Consider the following 15,179-nt stretch of genomic DNA (forward strand, 5'->3'; position numbering starts at 1 on the left):
GGGAGAGGGACGGCGTGCGGCGAGGCGTCGGTCGGGTGGGTCGTGAGTGGTAAGTGTCGTTCTAACGACACTTACCACTCACGACCCACCCGACCCAGGCGGTCAGCGCGGAGAAGGCGTCGCCCTCGCCAAAGCGGCGATGAGGCGGTCGACGCCGTCTCCGCCCTTGGCGTCGTAGCAGCCCGAAAGTCCCTTGTACACCAACGGAAGGATCGAGTTGATCCGCAGCCCGTACTTCGTCGCCGCGTGCATGACCTTCGGCTTCCCGATCAGCTTCGCGAACACGTTGCCGAGCCGGTAGTAGCCGCCCATCAGCTCCGCGACGGCGCGCGGGTAGCCCTCAAGCGCACGCTCACGCGAAGGGCCTTCGCGGCGCGCCAGCGCCTGCACGACGAACTCCGACGCCAGCTGCGCGGACTCCATCGCGGCCGAGATGCCCTCGCCGTTGAACGGGCTGACCATGCCGCCCGCGTCGCCGAGCAGCAGCAGTCCGTCGCGGTAGTGCGGGGTGCGGTTGAAGCCCATCGGGAGACCGGCGCCGCCGACCTTGCCGATGGCGTTCTCCTCGCGGTAGCCCCATTCCTCGGGCGTCCCGTCGAGCCACTGGCGCAGCAGCGCGCGGTAGTCGGTGCTGCGGAACGCGGCCGACGTCGACAGCATGCCGAGGCCGACGTTCACCGTGCCGTCGCCCAGCGGGAACGCCCAGCCGTAGCCAGGCAGCAGCTTCGGGTCGCGCGGGTCCGAGCGGTCCCACAGCTCCAGGTGGCCCTCGATGAACGGGTCGTCGTGACGCGGGCTCTTGTAGTACTGCCGCACCGCGACACCCATCGGGCGCTTCTCGTTCTTCTGGATGCCGACACTCAGCGCGAGCCGCGCGGAGACGCCGTCGCAGGCCAGCACCAGCGGAGCGCGGTAGCTCACCGGCGTCTTCTCCGGGCCGACCTTCGCCTCGACGCCGATCACGCGGCCGGTGGGGCTGGTGATGGCGCCGGTGACGGTGGTGCGCTCGTAGAGCCGCGCCCCCGCCTTGACCGCGGTCTTCGCGAGCAGGTCGTCGAAGTCCTGACGGGTCCGCGAAACGCCGTACGGCGGGTAGCTGGTCAGGTCCGGCCAGTCGAGCTCCAGCGTGAGCTCGCCGGTGAGGATCCGCAGGCCGCGGCTGTGCACCCAGCCCGCGTCCTCGCTGGTGTCGATCCCCAGGTCGATGAGCTGCTTGACGCCGCGCGGGGTCAGACCGTCGCCGCACACCTTCTCGCGCGGGAACTCGGTCTTCTCCAGCAGCAGCACGTCGACGCCCGCGCGGGCGAGGTACGTGGCGGCGGTGGAGCCGGCCGGTCCGGCACCGACGACGATGACTTCGGCGTCGTGGTCAGCATTGCGACGGGTCATGCGCGCGAGTTTACGGATGGCTTCTTCGCACGGTGGATGGCGACGACGCCGAACGTGAGGTTCAGCCACTCCACCTCGGTCCACCCGGCACTCGCGATGATCTCGCCCAGGGTCCGCTGATCCGGCCACGCGAGCATGGATTCGGCCAGGTAGGAGTAGGCCTCGGGGTTCGACGAGGTCCGGGCGCCGACCCAGGTGAGCAGCTTCGCGATGAACTTCCGGTGCAGGAACCGGATCGGCGGGAATGTGGGCGTCGACACCTCGCAGATCACCAGGCGGCCGCCCGGTTTGACCACGCGCGCGATCTCGGTGAGCGCGGCCTTGGTGTCGACGAAGTTCCGCAGCGCGAGCGAGATGGTCACCGCGTCGAAGCTCTCGTCGGCGAACGGCAGCTTCATCGCGTCCGCGGCCACCATCGGGACGCCGCGGTGCTTGCCCGCCTTGAGCATGCCGACCGAGAAGTCCGCCGCGAGACACCACGCGCCGTTGCGCGCGTACTCGACGGTGGACACGCCGGTGCCCGCCGCGAGATCCAGCACCTTCTCGCCGCGTTTGGCGTCCAGCACCCGGCCGGTGATGGTGCGCCAGCGGCGGTCGAAGCCGAAGGTCATGAACGAATTCGCGCGGTCGTAGCCGTCCGCGACGTCGTCGAACATGGCGGCGACTTCGTGCGGATCCTTGTCAAGACTCGCTCGGGACATACCCGCACACTACTTCGCTCGTCCTGAGGGATCGCGGCCAAGCGGGAGCAAAGCGACGTCCCGTAGGTTCACCTGACCCGGTGAAGCAACGCCGGGGCACGGTGCGCACCGGCCCCCGCGACCTCGCCGGCGAGGATCCTCCGCTCCAGCAACCGCAGTTCCGGCCCAGGTTCGAGGCCGAGCTGATCGACCGAGACCCGGCGCGCACGCCGGTACGCCGCCAGCGCGTCGGAGGTGCGCCCGGCTCGCCAAAGAGCGTCCATCAGGAGGTACTGGGCACGCTGCCGCAACGGGTTCCGCCGCACCAGATCCGCCAGCTCGACGGCCGCGCTCGCGTGCCGCCCGAGGTCCAGATCGGCCTGGTAGAGCTCTTCGAGCAGGACCAGCCGGTGCTCCGACAGGCGCATCGTCTCGTCCGAAAGCAGCGGGACGTCGAGGCCTTCGTAGGGGGCGCCGTGCCAGTGTGTGAGGGCCTGCCGGATCAGCGAGGCGCGCTGCGCGGGGTCGGTGGATTTGAGCGCCTGGCTCGCCAGCGTCTCGAAGGTCTCGACGTCGAGTTCGCCGGGGTGGACCTCCAGCCGGTAGCCGCCGTTGTCGAAGCCGAGCCGGTCGCCCTCGGGCAGGGCCTGGCGCAGCTTGTGGACGTGCCAGTGCAGCTTCGGCACCGCGCGCGGCTCCCACTTGCTCTCCCACAGGGCCTCGGTGAGCACGTTCACCGGGACGAAGGTGTTCGCGCGGACCAGCAGCACGCCGAGGAGCGTTCTTCTCATCCGGCCGTGCAGCGGGACCGACCGCGATCCGGTGGAGATGCTGAACGTGCCCAGTACTTCGAACCTCACGTGCCGTCCTCTCGCTCGATGGCGTGAGGGGACGATGAATGCCGGTTGTACAAAAGAGATACAAAGTGATCAAGCGAGTGCGGAGAGCATTCCCTGCACTGACCGCGGCCAGGCGAATTCCTCCGCCCGCGCCCGCGCCGCCGCGCGCCGCGCGTCCTCGGGGCGCTCCAGCAGACCCGTGACAGCGCCCGCGAACGCCGGGGCCAGATCGTCGACGGCCTCACCGCAGCCAGGCCGCACGATCTCCCGCAGCGCCGACGACGCCGAGACCACCACCGGAGTGCCCGAAGCGAGCGCCTCCAGCGCGGCGAGCCCGAACGTCTCGTGTGGACCGGGCGCGAGAGAGACGTCGGCGCTGGCCAGCAGCCGCGCGACGTCACCACGTCCGGAAAGGAAGCCGAGGAAGGTCACCGGAAGCCCACGCGCCCGCCGTTCCAGCGCACGCCGCCGAGGGCCGTCACCGGCGATCACCAGCCGCACGTTGTGCCCTGCCTCGGTCAGCTCGGCGACGGTGTCCACACTGCGTTCGACGTGCTTCTCCGGCGACAGGCGTCCACAGTGGACGATCAGCGCGTCGGCGTCACCGGACAAGGTGTGCCGCCAGCCGTCGTCGCGCCGGGCCGGGGTGAACGTCGTGAGGTCGACGCCGAGCGGGACCCGGCGCACATTCGGCGCGGCGATCCGGTCGAACTCCGCGCGGGCGAACGCCGTCGTGCAGACGACCGTGTCGTAGCGCCGCGCCATCCGCCGGTTCGCGACGTCCGCGACGCGCCGCGCGACGGGTTCCGGCATGAGGAACTGCTCCAGGAGCCGGTCCAGCCGCTCGTGCGAGATCACCATGCTGGGCACGCCGTTGCGCCGCGCCCAGACGCCCATGCCGCGCAGGGTCAGCCTGTCGGACACTTCCAGTCTGTCCGGCTCCAGGCGTTCCAGCACGGCGCGCACGCGATGCGGATCGACCGCGCGATAGCCGCCGGTACCCGGGATCTGCGGGGCGGGAAGGGAAAACCGGCGGACGCCCGAGGGCAACGTCTCGTCCGCGTGGCGCCGCCCTGGCACCACGAGCGTCACCTGATGTCCATTCGCCACGTATCCGGCGCCGAGGTGGTGCAACGCCGTCCGCAGGCCGCCCGAGCGTGGCCCGTAGAAGTTGGCCAGCTGGACTATATGCATTCCAGTCCACCTCGTGCCCGGTCCTTTCCCAGCCGGTGCATTTTGGTTACGCCGCGCGAGCGACTTTGCCTTGGACGGCCTCGTAGTGGCCGACCAGTTCGTGACAGACCGCGGGCCAGGTCCGGCCCAGAACGACCTTGCGCGCCTTCTCCCCCAGCCTGGCTCGCAACGCTTCGTCGCGCAGGTCGTTCACCTTGTCCACCAGCGCCGCCGCGAACCCGGCGCGGTCGGCGGGCAGCAGATAGCCGGTGCGGCCGGGTAGGACCAGGTCCTTCGGACCGCCCGCGTTCGGCGCCAGCACCGGCAGCCCGGACGCCATCGCTTCCTGGATGGCCTGGCAGAACGTCTCGTGCGGTCCTGTGTGGACGAAGACGTCGAGGCTCGCGTACGCGGCGGAGAGCTCTTCGCCGTACCGGGCGCCGAGGAATGCCGCACCCGGGATCCGTTCGCGCAGCATCGGCAGCTCCGGACCGTCACCGACGACGACCACGCGGATCCCGTCGACCCCGGCGAGCGCGGTCAGCCGCTCGACCTCCTTCTCGGGCGCGAGCCTGCCGACGAAACCGACCAGCAGTTCGCCGTTCGGCGCCAGCTCGGCGCGCAACGCGGGGTCGGCGTGGACCGGTGAGAACCGCTCGATGTCGACGCCGCGCGCCCAGCGGTGCACCCGAGGGATGCCGTGCAGTCTCAGCTGTTCCACCGAATCCGTCGACGGCGCGAGCGTGCGGTCGGCTCGCGAGTGCAGGCGGCGCACCCAGCGCCAGGCCGCGCGGGCGGCGATGCCGAAGCCGTAGGCGGCGGCGAAACCGGCGATGTCGGTCTGGTACACCGCGACACACGGCACCCGCAGCCGTCTTGCCGCGGCGAGACCGCGGGCGCCGACCACGAACGGCGACGCCAGATGCACCACGTCCGGTCCGAAGTCGGCCAGCGCGGTGAGCACCGTCCTGGTCGGCACGCCGACCGGAAGAGAGTTCACGCCGGGGAAGTCGAGGGCGGGAATGCGCACGACCGGGGCGCCGAGGTACTCGACGGGACCCGGCCCCGGGGCGATGATCAGCACGTCGTGCGCGCGGTCGCGGAGGTGTTCCACGACGCGGAGCACGGAGTTGGTCACGCCGTTCACCTGGGGCAGGAAACTTTCGGTGACTATCGCGACTCGCACGCGGATCACTGTCGCATCCGGTTGTGACGCCCACCCCAACAGAAACGGAACAGACGACATGTCATCTCAAGGTCGTGTTCCGTAAACCAGGCTCGGCCACACTAGTCAGGCATGACCCTCCTGTCCTCAAGGCCGCCTCAGCCCGTCGAGCCGGGGCTGGTGTCGAGGGCCCTCGAAGTGGCCGGGCGGCTGGCCAACGACGCGACCGACGTGATCACCGCGACCGCGGGCCGGGGCGCCCAACCCGATCCGAAGGACTCGCCCTTCGACTGGGTCACCGACACCGACCGCATCCTCGAACGCCACACCCGCCGGGTGCTGACGGCGGAATTCCCCGGTATCCCCGTGGTCGGCGGCGAATTCGGTGCCGACCACGGTGCCGACGTCGCCGAATACCGCTGGGTGGTCGACCCGGTCGACGGCACCGCGAACTACGTCGCCGGTGTCCCCTGGTGCGCGTACAGCCTCGCCCTGATCGACGCTTCGGGCCCGGTGGTGGGCGTGGTGGCGGACCCGTACCGCGCCCAGATCTACGCCGCCGCGCGCGGCCGCGGCGCGCGGGCGAACGGCAAACCGATCACGCTCACCGACCGCTGCGGGACCGCCGGGGCGATCGTCTGCACGGAACTCACGCGCAAGGGTGTCTGGCCGGGGATGGGCCAGTTCATCGAACGGGCCGCCGCCGCGCACGCCGGGGTCCGGGTGCTCGGCTCGGCGGCGCTGGCGATCGCGCAGGTCGCCTTAGGCCACGCGGCCGCGGCGGTGCTGCACAGCTACCGCGAATGGGACGTCGCCGGATCGGTCGCGCTGGCCATCGAGGCGGGTGCCGTGGTGCTGGACCGGCACGGGGAGGACACCGCCTTGCCGGTCGACGCCCTGCTCGTGGCGGCCCCCGGCGTGGCCGACGAGGTCCTGGGCTGGTGGCAGGAGTCGGTGGGCTGAGTTCGCCCCCCGATCACGCGAGTTACGCCCCCAAGCACGCGAGTTACGCCTTTGATCACGCGAGTTACGCCTTCGATCACGCGTGTCGTCCGCCTGATCACGCGTGTCGTCCATGTGATCACGCGTGTCGTCCGTCTGATCACGCGTGATCGCCGGTTCCGCACGGCAAGCTCGCGCGACTGAGCACTGAACTCACGTGATCGGGAACGGGACTCACGTGATTGGAGGCGTAACTCGCGTGATTAGAGGCGTAACTCGCGTGATCAGAGGGACGACACGCGTGATTGGGCGGACGGCACGTGTGATCAGGCGGACGTCACGGCGAGCGAGCGCCGGTAGGCCAGCCGTTGCCGCCGGATCCACCACAGCAGCGGGCCGGCGATCAGCCAGGTGAAGAGGATCATGCTGCCCAGTGGCAGCAGGGTGTTCGCCGCCGAGCGGCCGGCCACCCGCGCGAGTTCGGGGTCGCCGACGTCGTACTCGATGTTCACGAGCTGCCCGGCGGCCAGCCCGGCCGGGTAGAGCACGCCGTTGGCCGGGCTGTGCATGATGCCGTCGGGGGTCGCGTAGTTGATGATCGTGCGGTCGAAGGCCACCGACTCGACCTGCGCCGTCGCCTGCCCGAGCTCCGCTTCGATCGCACTGTCGTTGCGGATGGCGGCGAACAGCAAGGAGACACCGAGCACGGTGACGAGTGAGGCGACAGCGAGGGCGGCATACCACCCGATGCGCCTCACCCGCTCCGTTTTGGCCGTCACGCCGCGAGCGTAGCGCTACCCGTCAGTGGGCGTGTCGCTCGGCGAGGAATTCATGCGTCGCCTTGATCTGCGGGTAGGACTTCGGTGCGACCGGGGCCACAGCGGCCCGGAGAGCCTGAGCACCGTTCGGGCCCACCGCGGGCTTGCCCTTGGTGTACAGCCACGTCTGGAACAAGTCGTACAGCGGCTTGCCCGAGATCTTCTCCGCCAGCGCGATGAACTCCGGGATCACCGCGGACTTGGCCTTCTTCACCTGCTGCCAGGTCTGCAGGATCCGGAAGAACGTGTCGTCACCCACGGCCTTGCGCAACGCGTGCACGGCGAGCGCGCCGCGGTCGTAGACGGCCGCGTCGAACTGGTTGTCCGCGCCCGGGTCGGCGGGCAGGACCTGCCAGAACGGGTCCTCGGCAGGCACCGAGTCGTAGATGTACTGGGCGAGTTCGTCGGCCGTGCCCTCGCCGCTCTCCTCCGACCACAGGAACTCGCCGTAGGAGGCGAAGCCCTCGTTCAGCCAGATCTCGCTCCACTTGCCGAGCGTGACGCTGTCGCCGAACCACTGGTGCGCCTGCTCGTGCGCCACGATCGAGGTGTTGGAGCCGGACCGGAAGGCCCTGGCGCCGTAGACCGGCCGCGTCTGGTTCTCCAGCGCGAAGGTGATGCCGGTGGTGACGACGCCGCCCTGTGCCTCGAACGGGTAGGGCCCGAACTTCGAGGCGAGGAATTCGGTGATCTCCGGTGTCCGCTCGATGCTGGCCTTGGCCGCGCCGAGCGATTCGCCGAGGTCGGCGCCGTAGGCGGTGATGAACGGCTTGCCGTCCGGCGTGGTCTGCTCGTTCACCTCGAACTTGCCGACCTCAAGTGACGTGAGGTACGTCGCCTGCGGTTTGGTGCTGCGCCAGTTCCAGCGCGTCCAGCCGGGCCGCTGCACCGTCTTGCGCACGAGCGTGCCGTTCGACAGCGCGGCGACGTCGTTCGGGACCTCGACCGAGACGTCGTAGGTGGCCAGGTCGGTCGGGTGGTCGTTGGACGGGAACCACCAGGCCGCGCTCTGCGGCTCGTCGACGGCCAGCGCGCCGTCCGGGGTCTTCTTCCAGGCGGTGAAGCCGTCGATCTTCACCTTCGACGGCGTGTCCGCGTAGGCGACGACGACGGTCGCCGTCCGGCCCTTCTTCAGCGGCGAGGCCGGCGTGACGGTGAGCTCACCGGTGCCGTCGGTCGACGTCGCGAACTTCGCGGGCCGGTTGTCGACCCGGACGCTCGACACCTTCAGCCCGAAGTCGAGGTTGAACGCCGAGAGGTCCTGCGTCGCGGTGAGCAGGATCGTCGTGGCACCGGACAGCAGGTCGGTGGACGGCTGATAGGTCAGCCGGAGGTCGTAGTGAGCGACGTCGTAGCCGCCGTTCCCGGCGTGCGGGTAGTACGGGTCGCCGATGCCGATCGAGCCGGGTGCGGGGGCGGCCGCCGCGGAGCCGGCGAGCAGCACCGAGACGACACCCGCGGTCAATCCGGCGAAGCCGGCGCGAGTCTTCAAGCGCATTGCGAATCCTCCCAGGATTTGTCAGCGCGCTCGAACGTAGCCAGACGATCAACGCGGAGACACGTCCGAAGGAGGGGTTCCTACCCTCTGGAATACGGCTAGACAGCACGCACGGCGGAGGACACCGCCGTACGGAGGCGCGCGTGCAGCTCGCGGTGACGCGTTCGGTCCACGCGGACCTCCACCACCCGCAACCCCGGCGCGGGCTTGAGCGCCGCACGGAATTCGGTGAGCGTCTCGGCGACGACGTGCGGCACGCGGTAACCGGCGCACAGGGCACCGAGGTCGGCGCCGTGCGGCGTGCCGAAGACGCGCTCGAAGCTGGCGTTGTGCTCGGGCGCACCCTGCTCCAGCAGGGAGAAGATGCCGCCACCGTCATCGTTGAGCACCACGATCGTCAGGTCGGGGCGCTGTTCGGCGGGCCCGGTCAGCAGGCCGCTCGCGTCGTGCAGGAACGTCAGATCGCCGAGGAGGGCGTACGAATGTCCCCTGTGGACGGTCGCCGCGCCGATCGCGGTCGACACCATGCCGTCGATGCCGGCGACGCCGCGGTTGCGGTGCACGAGGACGTCGGGCCGCAGCCGTCCGGCGAGGGCGACGTCACGGGTCGGGTTGGACGAGCCGACGACCAGCAGCGACCCCTCCGGGACCGCGTCGACCAGCTCGGTCGCCAGGCGCAGCCCGCTCGGCCACGGCTCGTCGGCCAGCGCTTCGGTGACCGCCCCCGACGCCGCCTTGTCCGCACGCTGCCAGCTCGCCAACCACTCCGGATCGGCCGGTTTGGTCGGCTCGTCGAACCACTGGCCGACCTGGCGGACGTTGTGCGCGGGCGCGGGCCAGTCCGAATCGGGCCGGACCAGCAGCACCTCGACGTCCGGATCGGACAGCACCCGCTGCACCTGCCGGAACACCGTCGGACGCCCGATGCACAGGACCTGCTCGGGTTTGTGCCGCGAGATGAACTCCTCGACGCCGAGCAGCCACGCGCCGGACGAGATCGCCGTCGCGCCCGCCATCCCGATGCCGCCGGTCTCGGAGACGACCGGCCAGCCATGCAGCTCGGCCCATTCGCTGGCCGCCTGCACGCCGGTGTCGCACGCGATGACCAGGCCGTGGCGCGCCGAGGGCACCACGAAAGAGGGAAGCGCGCCGAAGTCCGGCAGCTCCGTCCAGCGAGCGCCGTCGGGACGCCCTTCGAGTGACTCGTACCACTCGCCGTCATCATCGACATCGGGCACGAGCGGCTCGCGGAACGGGATGTTCAGGTGCACCGGCCCGCAGCGCCATTCGCCGTACGCGGCGTTCCACGCGCGGCAGATCTGGCCGCGCCAGTACGAGTTCTGCCCGGCGCGGCGTTCGGCGACGGCGAGCTCGTCGAAGTAGCGGATGGCATTGCCGTAGAGCTGGTGCTGGTCGATGACCTGGCTCGCACCGGCGGCCCGCATCTCGGGCGGCCGGTCGGCGGTCAGCACGATCAGCGGCACCCCCGCGCGGTCGGCCTCCAGCACGGCGGGGTGGAAGTTCGCGGCCGCGGTGCCCGAGGTGCACAGCAGGGCCACGGGGCGGCCGGTGCGCGCGGCGATGCCGAGGGCGAGGAAGCCGGCGCCGCGTTCGTCGATGCGGACGTGCAACTGGAGGCGCCCGGCGGCCGCCGCGTCGTACAGCGCGATCGACAGCGGGGCGTTGCGTGAGCCCGGGCAGAGGACGACGTGCGAGACGGTGTTGCGGACGAGTTCGTCGACGATGACCCTGGCCTGCGCGGTGGAAGGATTCACCGGCAGACCTCGGGTTTCACACTACGACTCACGGCCACACGTCCTATTCTCCCAAACGTGGATGACGCCCAGGTTTCCGAGCTGTTCGACCCCGCCTTGTGGACGGAAGTCGACGGTTTCGACTTCACCGACATCACCTATCACCGCTCCTCTGAGAGCCGCTCAGGCAAACGTGTCGTACGTGTCGCGTTCGACCGTCCCGAGGTCCGCAACGCCTTCCGCCCGCACACCGTCGACGAGCTGTACCGCGCGCTCGACCACGCGCGGATGAGCTCGGACGTCGGCTGCGTCCTGCTCACCGGTAACGGCCCGTCGCCGAAGGACGGCGGCTGGGCGTTCTGCTCCGGTGGTGACCAGCGTATTCGCGGACGCTCCGGCTATCAGTACGCGGACGGGGAGACCTCGGACACGATCGATCCGGCCAGGGCCGGACGGCTGCACATCCTCGAGGTCCAGCGGCTGATCAGGTTCATGCCGAAGGTGGTCATCGCGGTCGTCCCGGGGTGGGCCGCGGGCGGCGGGCATTCGCTGCACGTGGTGTGCGACCTCACGCTCGCCTCGGCCGAGCACGCGCGGTTCAAACAGACCGACGCCGACGTCGGCTCCTTCGACGGCGGCTACGGCTCGGCGTACCTGGCCAAGCAGGTCGGGCAGAAGTTCGCGCGGGAGATCTTCTTCCTCGGCCGCGAGTACACCGCCGAGCAGATGCAGGCGATGGGCGCGGTGAACTCCGCCGTCCCGCACGCGAAGCTCGAGGCCGAGGCGCTGGACTGGGCATGGGCGATCAACGGCAAGTCGCCGACCGCGCAGCGGATGCTGAAGTACGCGTTCAACCTCACCGACGACGGTCTGGTCGGCCAGCAGCTCTTCGCCGGCGAAACCACCCGGTTGGCGTACATGCAGGACGAAGCCGTCGAAGGCCGCGACTCCTTCCTGGAGAAGCGTGCCCCCGATTGGTCGGCCTTCCCGTACTACTACTGACCTGCGTTTAGCGGGCTGAACGCGATCCGCGGGCGGACGTAGGGTGGAGTGATGCGCGCGGTAGCGGTGGACGGGAGTCCGGACTCGATCACCGGGCTGACCTCGGCACTGGCCGAGGCGCTCGATGGCGGCCCGCCCGTCCTCCCCTACGCGTCGGACGCCCTGCGGGACGCGATGGAACCGGCCCGCCCGGCCGAACCGGGGACGGCGGTGATCATCGCCACCTCCGGGTCCACCGGCGAGCCGAAGGGCGTGCTGCTGTCGGCGCCGGCGCTCACCGCGTCGGCCCGCGCCACCCACAAGAGGCTCGGCGGGCCGGGACACTGGTTGCTCGCGACCCCGGCGCAGTACATCGGCGGACTCCAGGTGCTGGTGCGCTCGCTGCTGGCCGGGACGACGCCGTCCGTACTGCACGCCTCCGGTTTCCGGCCGGACGACTTCGCCGAAGCCGCCGCGCCGCTGTTGTCCGTGGACGGGCCGCGCTACACCGCGCTCGTGCCGACCCAGCTCGGGCGGCTGCTCGACGCGGGCGGCCCCGGCCTGGCGGCGGCCCGCGCGTTCGACGCGATCATTCTCGGCGCCGCGGCGACGACGGCGGATCTCCGCGAGCGCGCCGCCGAAGCGGGCGTGAAGATCGTGCCCGCGTACGGCATGAGCGAGACCGCGAGCGGCTGCGTCTACGACGGCGTACCGCTGGACGGAGTACGCGTCGACCTGGAAGACGAGCGGGTCTGTATCACGGGTGACGTCCTCGCGCACGGCTACCGGCTGCGACCCGATCTGACCGCGGAGGCCTTCGAGGACGGCCGGTTCCGCACTTCCGACCGCGGCCGGTGGTCGGCCGACGGGCGGTTGGAGATCCTCGGGCGGATCGACGACATGATCAACACCGGTGGGGTGAAGGTGGCCGCCGCGGCGGTCGAGCGGATCTTGACCGCCCAGCCCGGAATCCGGGACGCCTGCGTGGTCGGAGTACCTGACCCCGAGTGGGGCGAAGCGGTCGTCGCGCTCGTCGTCGGCGCTGGTAGCGACGTCGAATCGCTGCGTGCCGCGTGCCGCGAAGAGGCCGGCGCGGCCGCCGCTCCGAAGCGGGTCGAATTCGCCGAAGAGCTGCCGCTGCGGGGCCCCGGGAAGGTCGACAGGACGGCCGTCCGGAATCTCCTACGAAGGTCGTGAATTCCCCACCGATTACCGGGACTTTGTTGACACGGTCATTACCCGCGGGTTTACGTCTACGTATGACGCGCTGGACACGCACAGTATTGGCCTGCACCGCCGTCACGATGGGACTGGTCGCTTTGGCCGGGCCCGCGCTGGCGGACGAACCGGAGACCGCCGTTCCGAACAGCGGCACGCTCACCTGGACCCTGGAAGACGCGATCGACGATCTCAAGTAGCGCGACTCGTCACCTGCTCGGGATGCCTCGAGCAGGTGACGAGCCCCGCATACCGGCCGGTAGTGGCCAGGGCCAGAATGGCGGCATGGCGACTGCTGGTGAATGGATCGAAGGGGCGCGCCCGCGGACGCTGCCCAACGCGGTGGCGCCGGTGGTCGCCGGAGTCGGCGCGGCGATCGCGCTCGACGGCTTCTCCTGGTCCCGCTCGATTCTCGCGCTGCTCGTCTCGCTGGCGCTGATCGTCGGCGTCAACTACGCCAACGACTATTCCGACGGCATCCGCGGCACCGACGAGAACCGCGTCGGCCCGCTGCGTTTGGTCGGCTCCGGAGTCGCGAAACCGAAGGCCGTCCTGGCGGCCGCTCTCGTGGCCCTCGGGCTCGCCGGAGTGCTCGGGCTCGTGCTCGTCGCGATCAGCGGCCTGTGGTGGCTGCTGGCGATGGGCGCGGTCTGCATCCTCGGCGCCTGGTTCTACACCGGCGGCAAGAAGCCTTACGGCTACTACGGTTTCGGCGAGATCGCGGTCTTCGTCTTCTTCGGGCTGGCCGGGGTGCTCGGCACCGTGTACGTCCAAGCCGGACAGCTCAGCTGGACCGCGCTCGGCTGCGCGGTCGCCGTCGGCTCGTTCTCGACCGGTGTGCTGACCGCCAACAACCTCCGCGACATCCCGACCGACATCGAGTCCGGCAAGCGCACGCTCGCCACCCGGCTCGGTGACCAGGGCACGCGCCGGCTTTACCTGGTGCTGGTCGCGGTCCCGTACGTCGTGAGCGTGCTGCTCGCCTTCGTGACGCCGTGGGCCCTGCTGGGCCTGCTGACCGCGCCGCTGCTGCTGAAGTCGGTCAAGGCCGTCGGCGGCGAGGCGCAGGGGCGGGCGCTGATCCCGGCGCTGCGGGACACCGGGTTCGCGATGCTGGGGTGGGCGGTGCTGACCGCGGTGGCGCTCGCGCTGTGAGGCCGTCACCGGACCTCTGATGCGGGACCGTGTGGATTTCGGGACGTTGGATGACCCGAAATCCACACAGGGGGCGCGAAAGGGCCGGTCACGCTCGCAGCTTCCGCCCCGGATCGGCGCCGGACTGCGTTCGGGGGATGCACGGACCGTTCATGCCTGAGGTAGGCCGCCCAGCCGACGTCGCGAAAGCAACCGAGAACCTCAGGCCTCCGGAGCGAGCTTTCCGCTCACCAGGAACTCCCGGTACTTCTCCAGGTAGGGCGCGATGTCGATGTTCTTCTGCGCCAGCCACGCGTCGTCGTAGTACGTGTTGGCGTACCGCTCCCCGCCGTCGCACAGCAGCGTGACGATACTGCCCGCCTGGCCTTCCGAGACCATTCGCGAGATCAGCGTGAACGCGCCGAAGAGGTTCGTCCCGGTCGAGCCGCCTGCCCAGTGCCCCGTCCGCTCGCGCAGCACGCGGATGGCCGCCAGCGAGGCGGCGTCCGGCACCTGGAACATCTCGTCGATCACGCCGGGCACGAACGACGGCTCGACGCGCGGCCGCCCGATTCCCTCGATCCGCGAAGGCATGCCGGTGCTGTAGTCGAGCGCCCCGGTCTGCCAGGCGCCGAAGAACGACGAGTTCTCCGGGTCGACGACGGCGATCTTCGTGGTGTGCCGCTTGTAACGCACGTAGCGGCCGAAAGTCGCGCTCGTGCCGCCGGTCCCGGCGCCGATGACGATCCACGTCGGCACGGGGTGCCGTTCGGACTGCATCTGCGCGTACACCGATTCGGCGATGTTGTTGTTCCCGCGCCAGTCCGTCGCGCGCTCCGCGTAGGTGAACTGGTCGAGGTAGTGGCCGTTGCACTCCGAAGCGAGCCGTTCGGCCTCCGGATACATGTCCGGCGCGCGGTCGACGTAGTGGCATTCGCCGCCGTAGAACTCGATGAGCGCGATCTTCTCCGGCGAGGTGCTGCGCGGCACCACGGTGATGAACCGCAGCCCGAGCATCCGCGCGAAGTACGCCTCCGACACCGCCGTCGAGCCGCTAGAGGCCTCGACGAGCACGGTGTCCGGCCCGATCTGGCCGTTCACCAGGCCGTACAGGAACAGCGAACGCGCGAGCCGGTGTTTGAGCGAGCCGGTCGGGTGGACGGACTCGTCCTTCAGGTACAGGTCCACGCCCCATTCGGGGGGCAGCGGGAAGACGTGGAGGTGCGTGTCGGCGCTGCGGTTCGCGTCGGCCTCGATGATGCGGACGGCTTCGCGGACCCAGCTGCGGCTCTGCAGGAGGCTCACGCCGCGCCGTCCACCCGGTCGCCGCGCAGCTGCGAGCGCAGTTCGGCACGGGCGCGAGCACGCGTTTCGTTGCGGCGGGCGAGCCCGGCGGTCACGCGCGCGTTCAGCGGGCGGAACAGCAGCAGGCCCAGCGGCAGCCCCACGACCAGGCCGATCAGCAACGCGACCAGCAGCGGGACGTTGACCAGCAGCAAGCCGCCTGCGATGACCCCGACCAGGAAGAACCTGGCCAGCACGTACAGCGTCAGGTCACGGGGCAGGTGATTATCGCTCACACCATGGC

The 15,179-nt window shown here is 70.1% G+C and carries 15 protein-coding genes; 5 read left to right on the forward strand and 10 right to left on the reverse strand.

Going from position 1 to position 15,179, the window contains the following annotated elements; genetic code table 11:
- Positions 1–102 precede the first annotated feature (102 nt).
- The 5 genes from BLW75_RS21395 to BLW75_RS21415 all read right to left on the reverse strand — a co-directional run bounded on the left by BLW75_RS21395 (position 103) and on the right by BLW75_RS21415 (position 5,267).
- On the reverse strand, positions 103–1,389 hold the full coding sequence (locus BLW75_RS21395) for a geranylgeranyl reductase family protein (RefSeq protein WP_034310672.1): 1,287 nt from the start codon (positions 1,387–1,389) through the stop codon (positions 103–105).
- On the reverse strand, positions 1,386–2,090 hold the full coding sequence (locus tag BLW75_RS21400) for a demethylmenaquinone methyltransferase (RefSeq protein ID WP_034310671.1): 705 nt from the start codon (positions 2,088–2,090) through the stop codon (positions 1,386–1,388). The genes BLW75_RS21395 and BLW75_RS21400 overlap by 4 nt, the downstream gene beginning before the upstream one ends.
- Before the next feature lie 68 nt (positions 2,091–2,158).
- Positions 2,159–2,929, reverse strand: a complete 771-nt coding sequence (locus BLW75_RS21405) for an AfsR/SARP family transcriptional regulator (RefSeq protein ID WP_034310670.1) — start codon at positions 2,927–2,929, stop codon at positions 2,159–2,161.
- Between the two features lie 69 nt (positions 2,930–2,998).
- Complete coding sequence (locus BLW75_RS21410) at positions 2,999–4,102, reverse strand: glycosyltransferase family 4 protein (RefSeq protein WP_034310667.1); 1,104 nt, start codon at positions 4,100–4,102, stop codon at positions 2,999–3,001.
- 46 nt (positions 4,103–4,148) lie between these two features.
- Complete coding sequence (locus BLW75_RS21415; protein WP_198935717.1) at positions 4,149–5,267, reverse strand: glycosyltransferase family 4 protein; 1,119 nt, start codon at positions 5,265–5,267, stop codon at positions 4,149–4,151.
- Positions 5,268–5,378: 111 nt separating this feature from the next.
- Between BLW75_RS21415 and BLW75_RS21420 the strand changes: the two genes are divergently transcribed.
- Positions 5,379–6,209 carry an inositol monophosphatase family protein gene (locus tag BLW75_RS21420; RefSeq protein WP_034310664.1) on the forward strand — a complete coding sequence of 277 codons (831 nt, stop codon included), beginning with the start codon at positions 5,379–5,381 and terminating at the stop codon, positions 6,207–6,209.
- Positions 6,210–6,514: 305 nt separating this feature from the next.
- On the opposite strand, the gene BLW75_RS21425 is transcribed toward BLW75_RS21420, so the two are convergent.
- The 3 genes from BLW75_RS21425 to menD all read right to left on the reverse strand — a co-directional run bounded on the left by BLW75_RS21425 (position 6,515) and on the right by menD (position 10,279).
- The gene (locus tag BLW75_RS21425) at positions 6,515–6,967 is read right to left on the reverse strand and encodes a DUF3592 domain-containing protein (RefSeq protein WP_034310662.1); all 453 of its coding nucleotides are present in this window, start codon (positions 6,965–6,967) and stop codon (positions 6,515–6,517) included.
- Between the two features lie 22 nt (positions 6,968–6,989).
- Positions 6,990–8,504, reverse strand: coding sequence for a M1 family metallopeptidase (locus BLW75_RS21430; protein WP_034310660.1), 1,515 nt, complete (start codon positions 8,502–8,504; stop codon positions 6,990–6,992).
- Positions 8,505–8,602: 98 nt separating this feature from the next.
- Positions 8,603–10,279 carry a 2-succinyl-5-enolpyruvyl-6-hydroxy-3-cyclohexene-1-carboxylic-acid synthase gene (menD, locus tag BLW75_RS21435; RefSeq protein ID WP_034310657.1) on the reverse strand — a complete coding sequence of 559 codons (1,677 nt, stop codon included), beginning with the start codon at positions 10,277–10,279 and terminating at the stop codon, positions 8,603–8,605.
- Positions 10,280–10,336: 57 nt separating this feature from the next.
- Here menD and BLW75_RS21440 point away from each other — a divergent pair, with 57 nt between their 5' ends.
- From BLW75_RS21440 to BLW75_RS21450, 4 genes are all read left to right on the forward strand, one after another.
- A complete protein-coding gene (locus BLW75_RS21440) occupies positions 10,337–11,260 on the forward strand; it encodes a 1,4-dihydroxy-2-naphthoyl-CoA synthase (RefSeq protein WP_034310655.1) in 924 nt (307 codons plus the stop codon).
- Positions 11,261–11,311: 51 nt separating this feature from the next.
- A complete protein-coding gene (gene menE, locus BLW75_RS21445) occupies positions 11,312–12,436 on the forward strand; it encodes an o-succinylbenzoate--CoA ligase (RefSeq protein WP_034310652.1) in 1,125 nt (374 codons plus the stop codon).
- Positions 12,437–12,498: 62 nt separating this feature from the next.
- Positions 12,499–12,657, forward strand: a complete 159-nt coding sequence (locus tag BLW75_RS42880; RefSeq protein WP_167337758.1) for a hypothetical protein — start codon at positions 12,499–12,501, stop codon at positions 12,655–12,657.
- Between the two features lie 85 nt (positions 12,658–12,742).
- Positions 12,743–13,612, forward strand: coding sequence for a 1,4-dihydroxy-2-naphthoate polyprenyltransferase (locus tag BLW75_RS21450; protein WP_034310650.1), 870 nt, complete (start codon positions 12,743–12,745; stop codon positions 13,610–13,612).
- Positions 13,613–13,813: 201 nt separating this feature from the next.
- Here BLW75_RS21450 and cds1 read toward each other — a convergent pair whose 3' ends face one another.
- Both cds1 and BLW75_RS21460 read right to left on the reverse strand, forming a co-directional pair.
- Positions 13,814–14,896, reverse strand: coding sequence for an L-cysteine desulfhydrase Cds1 (cds1, locus tag BLW75_RS21455; protein ID WP_034310648.1), 1,083 nt, complete (start codon positions 14,894–14,896; stop codon positions 13,814–13,816).
- Positions 14,893–15,171 carry a DUF4229 domain-containing protein gene (locus BLW75_RS21460; RefSeq protein WP_034310645.1) on the reverse strand — a complete coding sequence of 93 codons (279 nt, stop codon included), beginning with the start codon at positions 15,169–15,171 and terminating at the stop codon, positions 14,893–14,895. Before BLW75_RS21460 ends, cds1 begins: the two co-directional genes overlap by 4 nt.
- Positions 15,172–15,179 lie beyond the last annotated feature (8 nt).

Origin of the sequence: Amycolatopsis lurida (assembly GCF_900105055.1) — a bacterium.
Taxonomy (GTDB): Bacteria; Actinomycetota; Actinomycetes; order Mycobacteriales; family Pseudonocardiaceae; genus Amycolatopsis; species Amycolatopsis lurida.